Consider the following 18,679-nt stretch of genomic DNA (forward strand, 5'->3'; position numbering starts at 1 on the left):
ATGACGGCATTAATGATTGTATTGGCAAGTGTTAACTCAAAAGAGAGTGAGCAGGCATCTGCTTATTCAGAAGGCGTTAAAAGTGTGCTGCAACAATATGGTGGTACACCTCAAGCGCGTTACCCTATTACTGATCAGTTAGTAGGGGAACACCGAGCGTCGGTTATGCTACAGGTTGCATTTCAATCCGCAGAGAGTGTGCGAAATTTTTTAGAAAGTGCTGAATATCAAGCGCTTCTTCCGATGCGGGATAGAGGCTTCAGTAGCATGCAAATTTATGTTTCTGAAGGTTAAGGGAAGGAGAAGAGACCACATATTTGAGCACGATGAAATAATTTTCTAAGAAAGCGTTAAAGGGAATTTGCGCTTTTGTTAAGCAAGTGCGTTAATGAGTTAAAATAAATGTCAGCTAGGAGCTCTTATGAATGTCGGCCTAGGTACAGCAAGCTTTGGTACCTCCATCCCTGAATCTCAAGCGCATGCTATTTTAGACGCTTATGTCGCACTAGGCGGAAAAATCATAGACACTGCTAATAACTACGCGTTTTGGGCAGGCAAAGGTGGTGAGAGTGAAGCCGTTATTGGTACTTGGTTAAACAGGCAAGTTCGAGAACGCCTTGAAATCCACACGAAAATAGGTGCCCAACCAACAGACGGTATTAACTTTGAAACCGCAGAAGGGCTAAGTGCAGCAGCCATTCATAAAGCAATTGAAGCCTCCCTTAAGCGTTTATCAACAAACTATCTGGATGTGCTTTATGCTCATATTGATGATCAAAAAACACCTTTATATGAAACTTGGTCAACCTTGAGTGAGTACGTTAATCAAGGTGTAGTGAAAAAGTTAGGTATTTCAAACTTCTCTGTCTCCCGTGTGAAAGAGTTACTTACGCTAATTGAAGAGAATAATTTGGCGCCACTGGATTATGCTCAATATCGGCATTCGGTAATTGCCCCAAATGCACAAGCAGATTTTGGGGTACAGGTTTGTTTGAGTGAGGAATTGGCTGAAACTTTATTGAAATTCAATCCAGATATTCAATTAGTCGCTTTTTCACCTTTGCTTGATGGGGCCTTTGAATTGAATCAGGAATTACCATCTAGTTATGACTCAAAACTAAATCGTCAAACAGTATTAGAGCTCCAATATGAAGCTCTAACACATGGTGTGTCGCCTTCTGCTTTAGTATTAAAAAAGATATCAGAATCTGGCGTGTTGCCGTTAACGATGACTAGTAAGATCGAGCGCTTGCACAGTAACCTCGCTTGTTTTAGGTAAGCCTTTTAGCTGCTCGGCGAACCTTGTCGCAACAAGGTTCGCAACCCTATACCATCTAGCTAGAAGCACTCAAGTCGGCTTCCGCCGCAGCAAGCATGTTAAATTCCTCTTCAGGTGTTTTTGCCACTAAACGCTTCTTACTGTAAAAAGCATAATAAGCGGTTCCAAGAATGAACAGTATTAGAGTATAAAAGAAAGCGCGAGGGTCATAAGCATATACTCCAGTAAGTGCTAATAGTGACAGAGCAAAGGCTATCGATGAGGTAATAATGCCACCTGGTGTTTTATAAGGGCGCTCTAAGCTAGGCTGTTTGATACGTAATAATATGTGACTAAGAGACATTAGAGCGTACGAAACGGTTGCACCAACTACCGCCATTGCCAACATTAGATCTCCTTCTCCTGTTAATGATGCGCAAAAACCAAGTACTCCCGGAACAATTAACGCACGAGAAGGTACCTTGCGTTTATCGGTTACAGATAAACTGCTAGGTAAATAGCCAGCGCGGGATAAAGCAAACACCAAACGGCTATACCCGTAAATGATTGAGAAGAAAGAGGCAATAAGGCCTGCTAAGCCTAAAACGTTGACGGCAGTTCCTAATGTTTCATAGCCCGCAAAGTTTAGTGCATCCACTAAGGGAACAGCACTTTTACCCATAGCATCAGCGCCTGCTGCACCTGCTAACAAAAAGACAACTAATAACGCAGTAAACAGTAAAAAAATCATGGCGCCAATGATGCCACGAGGCACATCTTTTGCTGGGTTTTTAGCTTCTTCAGCTGCTAAAGGCACACCTTCAACGGCAAGAAACAACCACATTCCAAATGGTAGTGCCGCCCACACGCCATACCACCCCATAGGTAAGAATTCTGAATGACCTTCTGCTGCGACGGGAATATCAAACAAGCGGCTAGCATCAAATTCTCCGATAAGGGCTACAGCTGTAGCAAGAATGGCTAATACCGCTAAGCCACTTATCACCATCATGACTTTTAATGCTTCACCCGCGCCAGCAAGGTGTATCGCAATAAAAACGATATAAAAAGCAGCATAAACCCATGGTCCGTTAAACCCTAATAATGCCTCCACGGCAGAACCGATAAATATTACAATAGCGGCAGGAGCAAGGGCATATTCTATCAAAACGGCTAAACCGGTTAAGTAACCACCAGTCGGCCCCATTGCTTGACGCGCAAAACTATAGCCGCCTCCTGCAGCAGGGATAGCCGCAGACATTTCGGCAAGCGATAGTACAAGTGTCAAATACATGACCGCCATCAGTGTGGCTGCGATAGCAAAGCCGCCCCAACCGGCTTCGGCGATACCAAAATTCCAACCAGCAAAATCGCCAGAAATAACATACGACACTCCTAATCCAGCCAGTAATAACCAGCCGGCGGAGCCTCTTTTTAATTGGCGCTTGGCCAGATACTCATGATTCATGTGTTCAGACATAGTGGTTCCTTAAGTTTCTAATGGCTTCAATTGGATGGCCTGAGTTATCTTTTAGGCCGTTTGTTTGAGGCTTTAAACCTGCGTTGTTATTTTGTTGGTATCTTTTAGGTCTTCTCAGGGAATGAGAAAGTTTTGCGTAGACGCTGTATGGCTTTCTATCGCGGCATCATCTGATCGGTCTTTTAGCTTTACGCCAGATAACTTGAGTTGGCGTGCTTCATTCAGTAAATAAGCGGCTTTATGGGCGGCTTCAGGGTAGTTCAACCCAGCCGGACGGATGTTCGAGATGCAATTTCGAAAGGCATCGGTAAGGCCCACTTTGCCCCCCCAAGTTAAGTACAGCCCTAAACTATCAGGGGAGCTTAAACCTGGGCGTTCGCCAATTAATACTAAGACACAGCTAGCATTCAGCCTTTCGCAAATATCGTCACCAATGGCCACACGCCCCTGCCTTACAAAACAAATGGGCGCGATTGTCCACGGCGATTGTTGAGTTAAAGAGGTTGCGGATAATTTTCCTATAAGAGCATTCATAAGAGGCAAGGCGTTTTGTTCCACCGCAAGCGAAGAGAGTCCATCAACAATGGCAATGGCTAAGTCGTACTTTGCTTGATGCGCTTGCTGAAAGTGGCTGAGCTCAAGAGCAGAATCCTCTTTTAGAAGGCGCCCCAAGTCGGGCCTTTGTAAATATATTGCTCGGCTCTGCGCTTGGCTTTGTAAGCAGAATGGCGGGTGCTCTGGTGCCCAGTGTGTTTGGCTAAATTGTTCTTTGAGTTGCTCAACATTGAGTTCAGCATGAACGGCATCTATAGCCTGAGCATGAGCTAATTGAAAGTCGAGCAGGTGTTTAGTTGGGGTACTTACCCCAGAGCGGCCAAGGCCAATTCTCGCGTCCGTATAGGCATTGAGTTTATGCCATGGGTTTGCTGTTACCGAGTTTGCTGGTTCACCTTCATAATGGCTCATGTGAGGTCTCCTAAAAGTCCTTGTAAAGAGGCTTGGAAAGAAGAGGGCAAACCTTGGTTAAGCGTGAAGGTGTCGGTATTGGTAAAGATCTCCATGTTCTTTAACCATGCATCAAACTCAGGCGCCGGTTTCAGATTTAGGGCTCGCCTAGCATAGAGCGCATCGTGAAAAGATGTGGTTTGATAATTCAACATAATGTCATCGGAACCAGGTATGCCCATAATAAACGTACAACCTGCTACGCCCAGAAGCGTCAGTAGGTTGTCCATATCGTTTTGATCCGCTTGAGCGTGGTTGGTATAACAAACATCGCAACCCATAGGTACGCCAAGAAGTTTTCCGCAAAAATGGTCTTCTAATCCTGCGCGAATGATTTCTTTGCCATCGTATAAGTACTCAGGGCCAATAAATCCTACAACCGTATTCACCAGAAGAGGGTTGAACTTACGTGCCACAGCGTATGCACGAACTTCACAGGTTTGCTGGTCTAAGCCATGATGAGCATTGGCAGAAAGTGAACTGCCTTGGCCCGTTTCAAAATACATAACATTGTTGCCCACACTGCCTCGCTTTAGTGATAGAGCTGCATCTTGAGCCTCAGCTAAATTCGCTAGGTTAAAACCGAAACTGTCGTTGGTCGCTTGGGTTCCTCCAATAGACTGAAAGACAAGGTCTACAGGTGCTCCTTGTTCAATGCACTCAAGCGTATTGGTCACATGAGTCAGTACACATGATTGAGTAGGGATCTGATAATGCTGGATCACTTCGTCCATCATCTTAATCAGACGACTCGCTTGTTGAACGTTGTCTGTCGCAGGGTTGATACCAATAACCGCATCACCATTGGCATAGAGCAATCCATCGAGCATGCTGGCGGCAATACCGGTTAGATCGTCGGTCGGGTGGTTGGGTTGTAAACGGGTCGATAAATGCCCAGGTAAGCCGATCGTATTACGAAAAGCCGTGGTGATATGGCACTTCTGCGCGACCAAAATCAGATCCTGATTACGCATGATTTTACTGACCGCGGCTACCATTTCAGGCGTGATACCTGTTCTAATTTCTTTGAGCTTTTCTGGCGTAGCAAGATCACTCAATAACCAGTCTCTAAATCCCCCAACCGTTAAGTGAGAAATAGCAGAGAAAGCCTTTTTGTCATGCTCGTCAACAATTAAGCGGGTAATTTCGTCTTCTTCATAAGGAATCAATAACTCTTCAAGAAATAATGCTAAGGGCACATCTGCTAGAGTGATTTGGGCGATGGCTCTTTCTTCTGCGTTAGCTGCTGATACTCCTGCAAGGCGGTCACCCGAACGTGCAGGTGTTGCTTTAGCCATCAACTCAGCTAAGTTTTTAAAGGTAAATGTTTTGCTTCCCAGTACATGCCGAAACTGCGCTGTGTTACGAAAAATACTCATAAATGGAACTCTTATGTGTTGTTCTTGGCCTTTAAAAAATACTTATAAGGCATAACTTTTGCTGCTATTAACTGTAGTTAAATTAAAAGCGTGGCGTTATCAAATAATGGCAAAATCAAAAAATCCTTATATTTCAATTTCTTATGTTTTTGTGAAGCGTCTTTTTAAGAGGTGTAGGTAATGAAGGAGCATAGGAGTGCACCAGCTTGGAGCGGGGTGGTTCAGCAAACAGAAGCTTATGATGCAGATTTACATGCGAATAACTTAACCAACTGGCAGCAAGAATACGATCAAACCAGCTGCGGTGATTTTTATGGTCGTATTACCGAGTTGTCCTTTGATGGTCTGCAAGTGTTTAGCGAGTACACTAGCCAGTCGTTACAACAACGTTGCGTGGTGTGGCCTGATTCTGTGTGGCTAGGCATACCGGTTAGCAATCAGGCGGAAGGTAAAATTAATGGCTTGAATATTCAGTCTAATGCCATTATGTGTCGTCAAGGGGGAGCGGAGTTTCAGTTATCTACTCCCCAAGAGTACCGCCTATTTGGCTTAGTGGTGAGCCAATATGAATTACAGGAAGTCGCAGCAATACATGGCTTAACAATACATTGGCAAGACTTTACCGAGTTTGGTCGATTAAAGCTGCCTTCAGAGATTCTTAATAAAGCGCGCTATATTTTACAACGGTTATTATCGGTCGAGAAAAATGAGGTGCCTTCTAGGTTGCAAAAAGAAGTTGTTATGATGGTACTGCTTGAGCTGCTAAAAGCAGAAACCCCAGTACCTGCGAAAACACAAAGCTATCACCATAGAAAAAAAGTAGTTGATTGCGTTAGCCAGTATTTGCAGCAACATACTGACGCGGCAGTGACAGTAACGCAGTTATGCCAAATCGCGAATGTGAGCCGCAGGAGCTTACAGTACAGTTTTGAGAGTATTTTGGGCGTGAGCCCTATTCAATACTTGAGATTAACTCGCTTAAATGGCGTGCGCCGCGACCTAATGAAAGCGAGTCATGAGAAAACAAGAAAAAGTGTCGGACAAGTTGCCGAACAGTGGGGGTTCTGGCATTTAAGTCAATTTTCAAAAGATTATAAACTCTTGTTTAATGAGACCCCTTCAAAGACGCTAAAGCTCAATGAAGCCAGTTAATCTAAGTCGTTAGAGAGAAGAATGATTAGAAGCGTACAGTTAAAAGATGCTCCTGAAATAGCTGAAATCTATAATTACTATGTCACAAATACGTGCGTGACCTTTGAAGAACAAATAGTCACTCCAGCCATAATGGAAGCACGTATACAATCCGTTCAAGATGACGACTTTCCTTGGCTCGTTGCAGAGCTTAACGAGAAGGTAATTGGCTATGCTTACGCAACAAAATGGAAAGAGCGTAGTGCCTATCGTTTTTCGGTAGAGGCGACGGTATATCTGTCAAACGGCTACCACGGCAAAGGAATGGGGAGTCAGCTTTACACCGTTCTTTTTGAGAAATTAAAAGAACGTGATATCCATAATATTATAGGAGGCATTACTCTACCGAACCCAGCAAGTGTTGGCCTGCATGAAAAAATGGGCATGAGCAAAGTGGCCCACTTTGAGTCAGTAGGCTACAAGTTTGGGCAGTGGTTAGATGTCGGCTATTGGCAGCTGCATTTACCCAGTAACCATAGCTGATGTTGTAAAGCGCTTACCCCCTATTTCTACCCTAAAACACTAACAATCACTAGTACCAATGTTTTATTTTATTGCAGATTGTATTTCACTGTAATAAATTCAATAGTATTATTGATACCTATTCTCATTATTGCTATTTTATTTAGAACTTTATTCCTTACCCAAGGTCTACCATTTTTTGTTCATTAAAATAGGAAAAATATCGTGAAGAAAACTCTACTGACCCTTTGTGTGGCTTTTTCGACCCATGCCTTAGCTGCAGACCAATATGAATTTGGTGTTACGTTAAAAGGCTATGAAGGAAAGGCAACCTCTTCGGTTTCTTATGGCGGGCAAATTGCGCGTCATGCTTTACATAACTCCCTTAAGAAAGTGGTAGGCAAAGGTGATGAGGCAGCCATGCTGCAATACTTGTCTAGCAAAGAGAGTGGCTTGGCTATTTTAGATCCTGTTTCAAAGGACGGATTTAAAATCAAACAAACTCAGATAGATGAGCTTTCGAAAGGGAAAGACCTTCTGTCTAGTGCTTACGATGGTGTCATCACAGGCTGGCCAGGCAACCCAACAGCGCAAGAACTGTTAGAGCAGTTGGTTCAACAGGCAGGAAAAACCAAAAATGGTTATGACCCTGTAAACGGATACGACTACATTCAGCTGGTTTCTAAATTTGCAATGGGAGCCGTATTTTATAATAAGGCCGTTAACCATTACCTAGAAGAAAAATTGGGTGCAGACCAACATCCAAATGATAAGCCTTACAAAAAAGGGACGGCTTACACAGGTAAAGAGCATGTTTGGGATGAAGCTTTTGGTTACTTTGGTGCCCCTGCAAATGGCCTAAACCTAAGTGCTGCTGAAGTGGTTAAAATTACTAAGCGTGATCCTTCCGTATTCAAAAAAGCGGATACAAACGGTGATGGCGTGATCGATCTTAAGTCTGAAATGGCTTATGCGCATGCCTACTACGCTGCTAGTGTTGATGCGAGTGCGGGCACTAATTATTTCCATACCATCATGCAAGCCTTTGTTGATGGACGTCAGCTAATCAGTGATGCTAAAGGTGAAAAGTTAACGGATGCACAACGTAGCAAACTTTATGCGTACGCAGATGTGATTGCGACAGCTTGGCAACAAGTGATTGCAGAAGCAGCTTACAAGTATGCTGGTAGTGTGTATGCAGATATAGAAAAAATTGCCATTATTGAAGAATCAAATGGTGATGTGACTAAAGCTTACCGCAATTACGTTAAACACTGGGGAGAGCTAAAGGGGTTTGCATTAGCACTTGAAGCCGCTGGTCGTGATCTTGGCAATAGCCAAGCTGGGTTGGATCGCTTAATTGGCTTTAGCCCAGTTTTGTTTGGTAACACACAAGTTGTTGCTCAAGATGGAAAAGGTGGCTTCATTCAATCAAGCTCAGTGTCGATGCAAGAATACAAACTTAGTATGATTAAGACTCAGAACTTGCTTGCTCAAGCCTTTGATCTTAAGGGCAAGCTAAATGATAAAACAGCGGGCATGAGTGCTGTATTAGAACAAATCAACGCCGCAGGTAGCAGCGCTGAAAATGACTAATACTGCTCAATAGTCATGTTTGAGCTGTTTATTCAATGGCTAGTGGATGAGCTTGCGTTGGCTGGCTCATCCTTAATTGATATAAGCAAGAGAGTGTCTCTTGCTTATTTATTTTCTGGCGGCTTGATCGCTTTTTTTGTTTTCTACTGGCGCTACGGTCGAGCCGGATTGAAGCGGCTCACGCCATTGTTATCTTGGCGGGTTTGGTGGCACCCATCTGCTCGACAAGACTATGTAATTTGGATTGTTAATCGCTTACTGCTGTCACTGTTAATACCTAAGTCGCTATCGCAAGCGGTTTGGATAAGTTGGCTGTTTTTCTTTTGGCAAGAGCAGGGCGTCAGTTCGTTAAACCTCGGCTGGTCTAATGGCTCAGTCATGCTTTTATTCACCCTTTGTTACCTGTTGCTCGATGATTTTTCACGATTTTTTGTGCATTGGGCGATGCACAAAATACCGTTTTTATGGGCTTTTCATCAAGTCCACCACAGCGCAAAAGTATTAACTCCTTTTACGGTTTTTCGTACTCACCCTATTGAAGGCGTATTGTTCTTGTTACGTTCATTGAGTGTTCAAGCCTGTGTGGTGAGTTTGTTTTTGGTGTTATTTCCTCATCAAGTGAGCCTGTGGCAAGTCTTTGGTGTTCTAATTTCAACCTTTATGTTTAATTTATTAGGGGCAAATCTCAGGCATTCTGGCGTGTCTTTAAGTTATGGAAAAGGTATTGAGAAGTGGCTTATATCACCTGCTCAGCACCAGTTGCATCATTCTTCTCGTCCTCAAGATTATGATATTAACTTCGGTGTTATTTTTGCTTTTTGGGACCGAGTTTTCGGCTGCTGGCGAGCCGGCAGTGACAATCAATCACTGCCATATGGAACTGGCCAAGCCATAGACGAAGCTGGTTTGATTGGCCAATGGACAGTGCCTTTGCAGCAGACCTATCATCGTTTACTTCGCGTTATTCGACAGCGACAACCCAGCCGGTTCGCGTTAGGTTTGTTGTGTTTGATCTTTGTTTAAGCTTTTTGCATTTGGCCTGCAATGGTCGATTTAGCTGCTAAGCAGACGTCGACAAAGGTTGCAACGATCGGGTCATTCGCTCTGTGTTGGTAGTGCAGTTGTGTAAAAATGGGTTTTTGAGTTTCCCGGATACTGACGAAAGAGCAACCTTCACTAAATTGCTTACGAATACAATAAGGAGCAATGGCAATACCTAACCCTGCCGCGACTTCGGTTAATAAAGTTTGCATTAGCAAGGGTTGGCTGCTGATCCTGGGTGAAAAGTCAGCTTGTTTACAAAGGTGAATGATCTCATCAAACAGTCCTACCGCTTGCTCTCTATTGAATAAAATAAAAGACTCGTTTTTCAGGTCGGTAATAGAAAGGCTTGGCTGATTTGCCATAGCATGATGCTCATTCAGCACGGCAACCAGTTTGTCTTCATATATGTTTTCGTAGCTAAACTCCATCGCTAACGTCTCGGGCATGGGGCGAGAAAACCCCACATCAATCTGTTTTCGTTCGAATGCTTCAAGCTGTTCACTGACTGTCATTTCAATAAGGTGTATACGAACGTTTGGGCATTTTTGCCGGAACTTTTGTACTAATAGGGGCATAAAGGTTAGACATGCAGAGCTTAAATAACCGATGCGCAGTTCACCAATGGTCCCTTTATGGGCCTCTAAAGCATTGCTTTTTGCTGTTTGGCTTAAGTGAATAATTCGTTCAGCGTCGACTAATAACTGTTGTCCCGCCCGTGTAATTTCTACATGTCTTGAGTTGCGCTGGAATAAAGGCACACCGAGCTCTTCTTCAAGAGCAGACACATGTCTGCTAATAGCGGGTTGTACAGTATGCAGTTCTTGGGCTGCGCTAGAAAAATTTTGGTGCCTTGCTACAGCTACAAAACTTTTGAGTCGTTTAATGTCCATAAATACCAAATATGAATATATTCTATGAAATAAGAGTATTTTTATTATAGTTTGTTTGTCTTTATTCTGCATCATTTGGTGCTCATGGATACATGAGTCAGGTTAACAGTTCGTCAGGATAAATAATGAAACAGTCTAATTCTCTTTCCCCATTTGCTGGGCTCACCCTTTTATGTATTGCTAGCCTCACTATTATGGTGGGAGCCGTTGTTGCTCCTGGCATGTTAGGAATGGCAACTGCGCTGAATGTCGCAGATAGTCCAGCGTTGCTTATTACTTTGCCAGCGTTGGGGGCCATACTTTTTGCTCCACTGGCTGGCCATTTGATTGATCGGTTTGGCTCTTATCGAGTCTTGTCTATTGGCCTAATTTTGTATGCTCTGTTAGGAGTTTCCCTGTATTTTTTAAATGGGGCTTGGATGGTGTTTGGCAACCGTATTCTATTAGGTGGCGTCGCTTCAGCAGTTATGGCGGGTGGCTCGGTATTAATCTCTTTATGGTATGTGGGGAAAGCTCGTTTAGGTATGATCGCGAAGCAAGGCATGGCCATTGAAATTGGTGGGGTTGTATTTTTGTTTTTAGGTGGGCATCTAGCGTCATCACACTGGGGGTTACCCTTACTCTTGTATCTTTTGGCCCTGTTGTTCTTAATCAGTTTATGGCTGTTTGTGCCTAGTAAAGCACCTCAGTTATCTGATCAATCTGTTAATGCCTCAAGCACTCAAATTGCCTTTTCTCTAAATAAGGTATTTATAACAGCCTTACTCTCAATGTTGGTGTTTTTCTGTGTCATTGTTTTACTACCAAAAACAATGGCTCAACAAGGCTTCGCGGAAAGTGATACGGGTAATCTTTTAGCGTTTATTTCTCTCGTTGCGGTCATTGCTGCCTTTTTTATGCCTAAATTAGTAACAAGGTTAAAAGAGCATAAAATGCTAGCTCTTGCGTTTGTTTCTTACGCAATATGCTATGGATTGATTGTTATATATGGTGCTCAGTGGCTTGGTTTAATGGTAGCCGGCATATTTTGCGGCGTGGGTTTTGGTTTTAGTATTCCTTTGCTAAACCACATGACTTTAGAAAAAAGTACAGAGGATGATAGGGGGAAGAATATGTCGTATTTTGCTATGGCTGTTTTTTCAGGACAATTTCTAACATCTTTTGTTGAGTGGGTTCCCATGCTTGAGCATTTTGCTTATACGGTCTTATGGGGAGCAGCTGGTTTTGTTGCTTTCTTTTTCTTGTATGACAGCAAAAAATCGGTACATGTTTCTCCTGCCGTGAATGATGCCAGTTGAATTTAGATTAATTTGTTTAATACTTCTTTTAGCGCCTTAATGCCTGGCGCTATCTTCTCTTTTTCAATGGCAGAAAAGCCGAGTCTAAAGAAGTTTTTCGGTGTTGGCTCAACCATAAAGTGAATCGCACCGGGCTCTAGCAAAATGCCTTGTTGAGCTGCTCGCCAGGCTAACTCTTCAGTGTTGATATGTGCTGGTGCCTTTAGCCAAACAGAGGTCGCTCCTTGGCTATTAGGAACAAAGGTAAGCATCTCGGGCATATGCTCTTGAATAGCGTGTAACATGCAATCCAGTTTAGCGGAATTGGCGTTACGCAATTTTTTTACATAGGTGTCGTAATGACCCAAGGATAAGAACAGAGCTAAATGCCTTTGGTTGTTCATAGGTGGGTGGCGATACATGAGCCGACGTAGAGAACGTATTTCGTTAATCAGTTCTTCATCTGCCATCATGAAGCCCATTCTCAGCCCAGGAGAAATGGATTTAGACATACTGCCAATATATATAACGCGATTGTTATTATCTAATGCTTTGAGAGCGGGCAGAGGATTCGGGTTAATGTTAATTTCTGAATCGTAGTCGTCTTCAATTATGATGAAATCATACTGGTCAGCCAGGCGTAGCAGCTCAAGTCGTCTTTCATGGCTTAATTCTGCTCCAGTTGGCACCTGGCTACTCGGCGTAATATACAGGTAATCACAGTTTTTTAATGACTCATTAATCTGAATACCGTCTTGATCGACATCATGATGTTGTATTTTGCTGCCAAACATAGAAAAAATGTTATAGGCGTCACGAAAGCCGGGGTTTTCCATGGCTACAGTGACATTAGCGCCAAACAAGAGGTTAGCAAGTAAATACAGAGAATTTTGAGTTCCCATGGTAAACAGTACTTCGTTAGGTTCCCCATAAACGCCTCGGCGAGGCAGGATCCTGCTTCGAATTTGCTCGATTAACAGAGGGTCATCTGAATCAACCATGTCGTTGATCCAGTGCTTATTCCATCGGCTATTCATGCTTTTTCGTACAGAGTCACGCCATTGCTCTAGAGGGAAAAAATCCTTTTCGATCTGCCCATATATAAAAGGATATTCGAATTCCTGCCAGTTGTTCGGCTTAACAATGTTCTGTTCGTGGCTGGGTAAATACTGGAACCGATTACCCCAGTTGGGTGCAGTTTCTGTTTTTTTGATGAGTTGAGTATCAATGGTTTCTGGTTGATGAAACCGCTCACTAATAAAAAAGCCACGTCGAGCTCGTGATTCAAGGTAACCACTGTCTACTAGGCTTTCGTATATCAACACTATGGTGTTACGAGAAACCCCTAGGGTTTGTGACAAGCTGCGAGAAGAGGGTAAAGGCTGATCAAGAGGTAAGCGTGCCGATAAAATCAACTCCACAAAGTGTTCTCTAATTTGATCTTGAAGTGTTCTATCGGGCTCAAAATCAATGTGAAATAGAGTCTCTATCATGCAGCTGTTACCCATCTAGCATAGTTGTTATTTCGTAATATTATATCTTTTTTAGTGAGCAAAATAATACTGGCTTCGCATTGGTTTTAAGGGGCTGTCACTAAACCTTTATATGGCATGTTTTCTCCATATTCTCTGCTAATTTGTTTTGTAAGATGGGCTTAAGGAATGGCCATAAAGTAAGTGGCTTTTAATCAAACAAAATAGGGCACAGAATTTACATGACTCATGCAATTATTTCAGATTTGAAGAATCGCTATACGACAAAACGTTATGATGAAACGAAACGCGTTTCAAAAGAAGATTTAGAAGTAATCTACGAAGCAATTAGACTTTCTGCTTCCTCAATTAACTCCCAACCTTGGAAGTTTGTTGTCATAGAAAGCGAAGCAGCAAAAGAGCGCCTTCATAGTACTTTTGCTAACAAGTTTCAGTTCAATCAACCTCATATTAAGTCTGCTTCGCATACTATTTTATTTGCTCATAAAACCCACTATGACCGAGCAGATTATGAGAAAGTCATAGATGCAGATATCCGCAATGGCCGTACTTTGGCAGAAAATAAAGAGCATGCTTTTGGTGCGTTTGCGTTTGCTCAACTTAATACTGATGGGCAAGGGGTGACGTCACCTTGGACAAAAGCTCAAACGTATTTAGCACTAGGTAATGCAATGCATGCCATAGCACGGCTCGGCATAGACTCTACGCCAATGGAAGGTATTGATACTGAGTTAGTAGCAAAAGAGTTCGCTGAGGAGCTAGCAGGCTACCAGTGTGACGTTGCACTTGCGATAGGCTACAAAAAAGAAGAGGAAGACTATAACCTAGCACTGCCTAAATCTCGTTTAGCCCTATCTGATGTATTGCAGGTTCTTTAAAGGGAAGGCTAAAGGTCAACTTGTAATCGTTGCTCAAGCGGTGGCGGACAGGCACTGGCTCTGACAATAAGCTGTGTTGGTAATGTCATCTCAGGGTTAGGTTTTTTACCGGCTAACATATCGAGTAAAAGCTTAATAGAGGTTTCGCCAATCAGCTTTTTGGGTTGGTGGATAGTGGTTAGCTCGGGGTAACAATATTCGCTTAGAGCTAGGTTATCAAAACCAATGACTGAAAGCGCTTTAGGAACGTCAATCGCCAGCTCTCGGGCCGCTTTTAATGTGCCTATAGCCGCTTCATCGCTATGACAAACAATTGCTGAAGGGCGATTATCAAGGGTCAGCAATTGCTTTGCACAATGGTAGCCGGCTAAGAAAGACAAGTCACTTTCCAGTAAGTAGTTGGCTTGTTTTGGTAGCTTCCATTTCTTTAGAGCTTCTAAGTGGCCAATAATGCGAGCATTAAAAATGTTGTTATCACTCTTCCCTGCAATACAGGCAATCTTGTAATGCCCCATCATAGCCAAATACTCAATGCTCTTCTGAGCACTGAAGTGGTTGTCTATATGTACGGTAGGAACCGTTAGCTCAGAAAAGTATTCAGCGGCAATCACTAAGGGTAATTTAATCTCGCCAACATCGTTGGTAATCATATCTAACGGTAGGTCGGCCGTTAAGGACAGTATGCCATCAATTTGTTTTGTGTCGTATAAGTCTAAATAGCTCACTAAACGGCTTAAATCGTTACCTATGTCTCCTATGATGAGTTTGTAATTATGTTTGTGAGCTAGGGCTTCCACGCCATTAACGACTTCTGCGAAGAATGTGCTGTCGATATTTGGCAAAATAACAACAATGGTGCGGGATTCATTTTTGCGTAAGTTTCTAGCGAGAAGGTTAGGGGAGTAGTCCACTATTTTGACCGCTTTTTCTACCTTTAAGCGAGTTTCTTCAGAAACCAGATCGGGTTTGGCTAACGCTCTTGATACAGTTGCTGTAGATACGCCTGCTAGTTTCGCAACGTCTTTCACTGTAGCCATAATCTTAAATGCTCATTACTAAATAAAAGATAAGCTCGTTTGAAATAGAGTAAAAGGCCACTACCAATAGTAATGGCCAGTCACTTCAATTAATACACTGTCAGTGATAAAGCGACTAGTAAGCGGCGTCCTCAAAATAGTACTCAGCAGCATTATCGGCTGTTACTAGATCAGCACCTAAGATAACTCGAGAAGGTTGATGATATAGGTGACCAAGTTGCTCTCCTTTCACTCCGTGTACAGCTAGAGCGATACCTGATGCTATCATTGATGGGCTGTAGGTTACGGTTGCTCGTACGACGTCGTTTCCGTCCTGAATCATCTTAATGATATCTTTAGAACCAGCGCCCCCTAAAACCGTTTTAATATCGGTACGGCCAGACTCTTCAATGGCTTTCATAACACCTTTGAGCATGTCATCATCTTGGCACCAAACAGCGTCAATCTTAGGGTGCTTCTGTAAGAAGTTCTCCATGACAGATAGAGCCTTTTGTGTAGACCAATCACCAGGCTGTGAATCTAAAATGTTAATTTTAGGGTAGTTCGCCATAACTTCGTTAAATGCGTCAACTCGTTGTTTGTTAATAGGTATTTGTAAGCCTTCAATGACTACAACATTGCCTTTACCGTCCATTTCTTCAGCTAGCCATTGCCCACCAACACGGCCTAGGCCTGTGTTATCCCCTGCAATAAATACATCTTGTGCTGGTGTCGCAAGCTCTCTATCAACAACCACAGTGTAAATGCCTTCGCTATAAGCTTCTTCAATGATTTTTTGTAGGGTTGCCGGGTTATGAGGAAGAATTACCAAGGCATCAATGCCCTTGATCATGAGATCTTCAACATCACCTACTTGCTTAGAGCCTGAGCTAGCTGCAACTACAAAAAACTCTACGTCTTTTTCTTCAGCTTGCAGGTCTTTTACCGTTTTGTTTGCCCACCATAAAAGTCCAGCAGTCCAGCCATGATCGGCAGACGGGACACTCACACCAACTTTATATTTAGCAGCGTAGCTCACCCCCGAGAAGGTCAGTAGCATGGTAAATATAGCGATGACTCTCATGATTTTATTTTTATATTTCATGGTGTATCTCCATTTTATTAAGATTGATTGTTGAGGCGTTTAATTACACCTCGGTTTTTGCTTTCCATTGAGAAAAGTTCGTTATCTATCTCCTTTGAATTGCACAAGAACGGCAATCAAAATAACTAAGCCTTTCACCATGCCCTGAAGGTAAGGTGAAATGCCCATTAGGTTCATCATGTTATTGATAATGCCGAGAATAATGGCGCCAATAACCGTGCCCCAGATTGTGCCTTTGCCTCCAGATAAGGCGGTTCCACCGATCACAACCGCCGCAATTGCATCCAATTCGTAGAATAATCCTGCATCTCCAGGGCTGACGGAGTTTAAACGGGAGGCAAGAAGAACCGCTGAAATTCCTACTGATAGGCCGGCAATTAAGAATGTTAAGAAATATACCCAGCGTACTTTTATTGCTGAGTAAGAAGCGACTTTGGCATTAGAGCCAACAGCGCATACATGACGCCCAAAGGCGCTGTGTTTTAGTAAGATATGGTAAGCAATAGCGAGTAGCAGAAAGATCCATACAGGGTAAGGGATGATCCATAAATAACCGCCACCAATATCAGAAAAGTGCGGATTCTCAGATACCATTTCTCCTGCATCTGAAATGTATAGGGTCATGGAGCGGAAAATGGACATAGTGGCTAATGTGGCGATAAAGGAAGCGACTTTGCCCTTGGTGATAATAAGGCCATTAATGGCGCCAAACATTGCACCTAAGGCAATGGCGGATGAGACCGCCATAGCAACAGCCCACCAGCCATCTCCCACACCGTTAATTATCATGATGGTAAGAACACCGACTAAAGCGACCATTGAGCCGACTGATAAGTCAATGCCCCCAGCGATAATCACAAAGGTCATACCTAAAGCGATGATTCCCGTGTAGGACACTTGGCGAAGTACATTGGTGATGTTGCGCGGCATTAAAAAGTGCTCACTTGCCATGGATGAAAATAGCACCAGCAAAATAAGCGCGATAAAAGGAGCATAGGTGGCAAGATCTAACCGCCTAATTCGTGTGATCATAGGAGTCATGAGAAAACCTCTTGTGTTCTTTTTGTTTTTAATTGGGAGTTCGAAAACATAAGCTGGGGCTAGGTTGCAGTCATTTTTTTCAACCCTGCGGCATACAGCATAATTTCTTTTTCATTTATGTCTTCGCCGCTTAACTCTCCGGTAATCTCACCACTGCGCATAACAAGTACACGATTGGACAGCCCCATGACCTCTTCTAATTCAGAAGAAATCACAATGACAGAAACTCCCTGTTTCGTCAGACTATGTATAAAGTGGTAAATCTCTTTTTTGGTATTCACATCTATGCCCCGCGTGGGCTCGTCAAGAATCAAAATATTAGGAGAGGTATCCATCCATTTAGATAGGTAGACTTTTTGCTGGTTGCCGCCGCTTAGGTTGATAAGGTTGGACTTTAGAGAAGCGGCTTTAATGTCAAAACGTTCAACATAGCTTTGCGCCACCTGCCGCTCTTTTTTCTGTTGAATCAGTCCGTTGACATACGCTTTTAGCGAAATAAGCGTAATGTTCTTAGGGATATCGAAATTCATGATTAGGCCTTTACCTTGGCGGTCTTCTGATAAATAGGCCAATTTATGCTCTAACGCATCTGAAATGTGATGAATCGATACCGGTTGATTATCTATTTCAATCTCTCCAGTATCTTTTTTGCGCAGCCCCATAACGGCTTCTGCTGTTTCAGTCCGCCCAGCGCCAATCAAACCTGCGAAACCTAGAACTTCGCCCTTTTTAAGTTCGAAATTAATATTGTGCAGTAACCCCTTGATGGATAAGTTACTTACTTTAAGAACCGTTTCATTCTGAGGTTCTGACCGTGGAGGGTAGATTTGGTTTAGCTCTCTGCCGACCATTTTCCTAGCCATGTCTTCTTCGTTGATGTGCTCCACTTCGTCGACACTGACTAGGTGTCCATCTCTCAGAATAGCGAGGCGGTCACATAGATATTTTACTTCCTTCAGTTTGTGGGAAATAAAAATAATAGTGACTTTGCGTTGTTTTAGTCTTTCAACAAGGGCAAAAAAGATCTCTACCTCGTGGTCGGTCAGAACGGTTGTTGGTTCGTCCATAATTAGAATGCGCGAATCATTTACTAACGCTTTGGCGATTTCTACCATTTGCTTTTCCGCCACGCTAAGGGTTTCTATTAAAGCGTCGGGATTAAGGTCTGTTTGGAGTTCCTCAAGCAATTGCTGGGCTTTTTGACGCATGGCTTTTTTATTTAGCCAGCCTCGCTGTTTGATCTCGTTCCCCAAAAAAATGTTTTCAAATACATTTAGGCTGCTGATTAAGTTAAATTCCTGCGGAATCATGGCGATGCCTAGTTGTTTGGCATCACTGGCAGACTCGATCTGTACTTCTTCACCGTCAACCTTGATAGAGCCGGAGGTTTTTCGGTAAATGCCGCTGATAATTTTAAGTAAAGTGGATTTACCCGCGCCGTTTTCCCCTAGTACGCCAAGCACCTCACTTTGGTAAATATCTAACGTGATTTTGTGAAGCACGCGAACACCTGAAAACTCTTTCACCACATTATTTATTTGCATGATTGGGTCGTTCATAAAGG

General features: G+C 43.1%; 17 protein-coding genes. 8 read left to right on the plus strand and 9 right to left on the minus strand.

The annotated features are described in order from the left end of the window. A complete protein-coding gene (locus ACYVGZ_RS07345) occupies nt 1–294 on the plus strand; it encodes a DUF1330 domain-containing protein (RefSeq protein WP_460753323.1) in 294 nt (97 codons plus the stop codon). A 127-nt stretch (nt 295–421) separates the two neighbouring features. Beyond that, nucleotides 422–1,279, plus strand: a complete 858-nt coding sequence (locus tag ACYVGZ_RS07350) for an aldo/keto reductase (protein WP_460753325.1) — start codon at nt 422–424, stop codon at nt 1,277–1,279. Nucleotides 1,280–1,334: 55 nt separating this feature from the next. Here ACYVGZ_RS07350 and eat read toward each other — a convergent pair whose 3' ends face one another. From eat to ACYVGZ_RS07365, 3 genes are all read right to left on the minus strand, one after another. Then, nucleotides 1,335–2,738: an ethanolamine permease gene (eat, locus tag ACYVGZ_RS07355; RefSeq protein ID WP_460753328.1), complete on the minus strand. Its 1,404-nt coding sequence runs from the start codon at nt 2,736–2,738 to the stop codon at nt 1,335–1,337. A gap of 114 nt (nt 2,739–2,852) precedes the next feature. Beyond that, nucleotides 2,853–3,704 carry an ethanolamine ammonia-lyase subunit EutC gene (gene eutC, locus ACYVGZ_RS07360; RefSeq protein WP_460753331.1) on the minus strand — a complete coding sequence of 284 codons (852 nt, stop codon included), beginning with the start codon at nt 3,702–3,704 and terminating at the stop codon, nt 2,853–2,855. Then, the gene (locus tag ACYVGZ_RS07365) at nt 3,701–5,122 is read right to left on the minus strand and encodes an ethanolamine ammonia-lyase subunit EutB (protein WP_460753334.1); all 1,422 of its coding nucleotides are present in this window, start codon (nt 5,120–5,122) and stop codon (nt 3,701–3,703) included. The genes eutC and ACYVGZ_RS07365 overlap by 4 nt, the downstream gene beginning before the upstream one ends. A 180-nt stretch (nt 5,123–5,302) precedes the next feature. Here ACYVGZ_RS07365 and ACYVGZ_RS07370 point away from each other — a divergent pair, with 180 nt between their 5' ends. The 4 genes from ACYVGZ_RS07370 (at nt 5,303) to ACYVGZ_RS07385 (ending at nt 9,394) form a co-directional block, all read left to right on the plus strand. Next, on the plus strand, nt 5,303–6,274 hold the full coding sequence (locus ACYVGZ_RS07370; protein ID WP_460753336.1) for a helix-turn-helix domain-containing protein: 972 nt from the start codon (nt 5,303–5,305) through the stop codon (nt 6,272–6,274). Between the two features lie 21 nt (nt 6,275–6,295). Next, nucleotides 6,296–6,796, plus strand: a complete 501-nt coding sequence (locus ACYVGZ_RS07375) for an arsinothricin resistance N-acetyltransferase ArsN1 family B (RefSeq protein ID WP_460753339.1) — start codon at nt 6,296–6,298, stop codon at nt 6,794–6,796. A 204-nt stretch (nt 6,797–7,000) separates the two neighbouring features. Continuing rightward, nucleotides 7,001–8,371, plus strand: a complete 1,371-nt coding sequence (locus ACYVGZ_RS07380) for a DUF4856 domain-containing protein (protein ID WP_460753341.1) — start codon at nt 7,001–7,003, stop codon at nt 8,369–8,371. Between the two features lie 15 nt (nt 8,372–8,386). Beyond that, nucleotides 8,387–9,394, plus strand: coding sequence for a sterol desaturase family protein (locus tag ACYVGZ_RS07385; protein WP_460753344.1), 1,008 nt, complete (start codon nt 8,387–8,389; stop codon nt 9,392–9,394). On the opposite strand, the gene ACYVGZ_RS07390 is transcribed toward ACYVGZ_RS07385, so the two are convergent. Then, the gene (locus ACYVGZ_RS07390; RefSeq protein ID WP_460753347.1) at nt 9,391–10,305 is read right to left on the minus strand and encodes a LysR family transcriptional regulator; all 915 of its coding nucleotides are present in this window, start codon (nt 10,303–10,305) and stop codon (nt 9,391–9,393) included. The genes ACYVGZ_RS07385 and ACYVGZ_RS07390 overlap by 4 nt on opposite strands. Before the next feature lie 125 nt (nt 10,306–10,430). On the opposite strand from ACYVGZ_RS07390, the gene ACYVGZ_RS07395 reads away from it, so the two are divergent. Continuing rightward, on the plus strand, nt 10,431–11,603 hold the full coding sequence (locus ACYVGZ_RS07395; protein ID WP_460753350.1) for an MFS transporter: 1,173 nt from the start codon (nt 10,431–10,433) through the stop codon (nt 11,601–11,603). A 2-nt stretch (nt 11,604–11,605) separates the two neighbouring features. Here the strand turns inward: ACYVGZ_RS07395 and pdxR are convergent, their stop codons facing one another. Further along, nucleotides 11,606–13,075 (minus strand): MocR-like pyridoxine biosynthesis transcription factor PdxR, encoded by a 1,470-nt coding sequence (pdxR, locus tag ACYVGZ_RS07400; RefSeq protein WP_460753353.1) that lies wholly within the window; start codon nt 13,073–13,075, stop codon nt 11,606–11,608. A gap of 221 nt (nt 13,076–13,296) precedes the next feature. Between pdxR and ACYVGZ_RS07405 the strand changes: the two genes are divergently transcribed. Next, nucleotides 13,297–13,953, plus strand: coding sequence for an NAD(P)H-dependent oxidoreductase (locus ACYVGZ_RS07405; protein ID WP_460753355.1), 657 nt, complete (start codon nt 13,297–13,299; stop codon nt 13,951–13,953). 8 nt (nt 13,954–13,961) lie between these two features. On the opposite strand, the gene ACYVGZ_RS07410 is transcribed toward ACYVGZ_RS07405, so the two are convergent. The 4 genes from ACYVGZ_RS07410 to ACYVGZ_RS07425 all read right to left on the minus strand — a co-directional run bounded on the left by ACYVGZ_RS07410 (nt 13,962) and on the right by ACYVGZ_RS07425 (nt 18,674). Then, on the minus strand, nt 13,962–14,990 hold the full coding sequence (locus tag ACYVGZ_RS07410) for a LacI family DNA-binding transcriptional regulator (RefSeq protein WP_460753358.1): 1,029 nt from the start codon (nt 14,988–14,990) through the stop codon (nt 13,962–13,964). 115 nt (nt 14,991–15,105) lie between these two features. Further along, nucleotides 15,106–16,074 carry a substrate-binding domain-containing protein gene (locus tag ACYVGZ_RS07415; protein ID WP_460753361.1) on the minus strand — a complete coding sequence of 323 codons (969 nt, stop codon included), beginning with the start codon at nt 16,072–16,074 and terminating at the stop codon, nt 15,106–15,108. Between the two features lie 81 nt (nt 16,075–16,155). Continuing rightward, nucleotides 16,156–17,115: an ABC transporter permease gene (locus ACYVGZ_RS07420; RefSeq protein WP_460753364.1), complete on the minus strand. Its 960-nt coding sequence runs from the start codon at nt 17,113–17,115 to the stop codon at nt 16,156–16,158. A 59-nt stretch (nt 17,116–17,174) separates the two neighbouring features. Further along, nucleotides 17,175–18,674: a sugar ABC transporter ATP-binding protein gene (locus ACYVGZ_RS07425; RefSeq protein WP_460753367.1), complete on the minus strand. Its 1,500-nt coding sequence runs from the start codon at nt 18,672–18,674 to the stop codon at nt 17,175–17,177. Nucleotides 18,675–18,679 lie beyond the last annotated feature (5 nt).

Source organism: Marinomonas epiphytica (genome assembly GCF_054780655.1).

Coding starts and splice junctions, on each gene's coding strand:
- ACYVGZ_RS07345 (WP_460753323.1), top strand. CDS start 1: ATGACGGCATTAATGATTGTATTGGCAAGTGTTAACTCAAAAGAGAGT.
- ACYVGZ_RS07350 (WP_460753325.1), top strand. CDS start 422: ATGAATGTCGGCCTAGGTACAGCAAGCTTTGGTACCTCCATCCCTGAA.
- eat (WP_460753328.1), bottom strand. CDS start 2,738: ATGTCTGAACACATGAATCATGAGTATCTGGCCAAGCGCCAATTAAAA.
- eutC (WP_460753331.1), bottom strand. CDS start 3,704: ATGAGCCATTATGAAGGTGAACCAGCAAACTCGGTAACAGCAAACCCA.
- ACYVGZ_RS07365 (WP_460753334.1), bottom strand. CDS start 5,122: ATGAGTATTTTTCGTAACACAGCGCAGTTTCGGCATGTACTGGGAAGC.
- ACYVGZ_RS07370 (WP_460753336.1), top strand. CDS start 5,303: ATGAAGGAGCATAGGAGTGCACCAGCTTGGAGCGGGGTGGTTCAGCAA.
- ACYVGZ_RS07375 (WP_460753339.1), top strand. CDS start 6,296: ATGATTAGAAGCGTACAGTTAAAAGATGCTCCTGAAATAGCTGAAATC.
- ACYVGZ_RS07385 (WP_460753344.1), top strand. CDS start 8,387: ATGTTTGAGCTGTTTATTCAATGGCTAGTGGATGAGCTTGCGTTGGCT.
- ACYVGZ_RS07390 (WP_460753347.1), bottom strand. CDS start 10,305: ATGGACATTAAACGACTCAAAAGTTTTGTAGCTGTAGCAAGGCACCAA.
- ACYVGZ_RS07395 (WP_460753350.1), top strand. CDS start 10,431: ATGAAACAGTCTAATTCTCTTTCCCCATTTGCTGGGCTCACCCTTTTA.
- pdxR (WP_460753353.1), bottom strand. CDS start 13,075: ATGATAGAGACTCTATTTCACATTGATTTTGAGCCCGATAGAACACTT.
- ACYVGZ_RS07405 (WP_460753355.1), top strand. CDS start 13,297: ATGACTCATGCAATTATTTCAGATTTGAAGAATCGCTATACGACAAAA.
- ACYVGZ_RS07410 (WP_460753358.1), bottom strand. CDS start 14,990: ATGGCTACAGTGAAAGACGTTGCGAAACTAGCAGGCGTATCTACAGCA.
- ACYVGZ_RS07415 (WP_460753361.1), bottom strand. CDS start 16,074: ATGAAATATAAAAATAAAATCATGAGAGTCATCGCTATATTTACCATG.
- ACYVGZ_RS07420 (WP_460753364.1), bottom strand. CDS start 17,115: ATGACTCCTATGATCACACGAATTAGGCGGTTAGATCTTGCCACCTAT.
- ACYVGZ_RS07425 (WP_460753367.1), bottom strand. CDS start 18,674: ATGAACGACCCAATCATGCAAATAAATAATGTGGTGAAAGAGTTTTCA.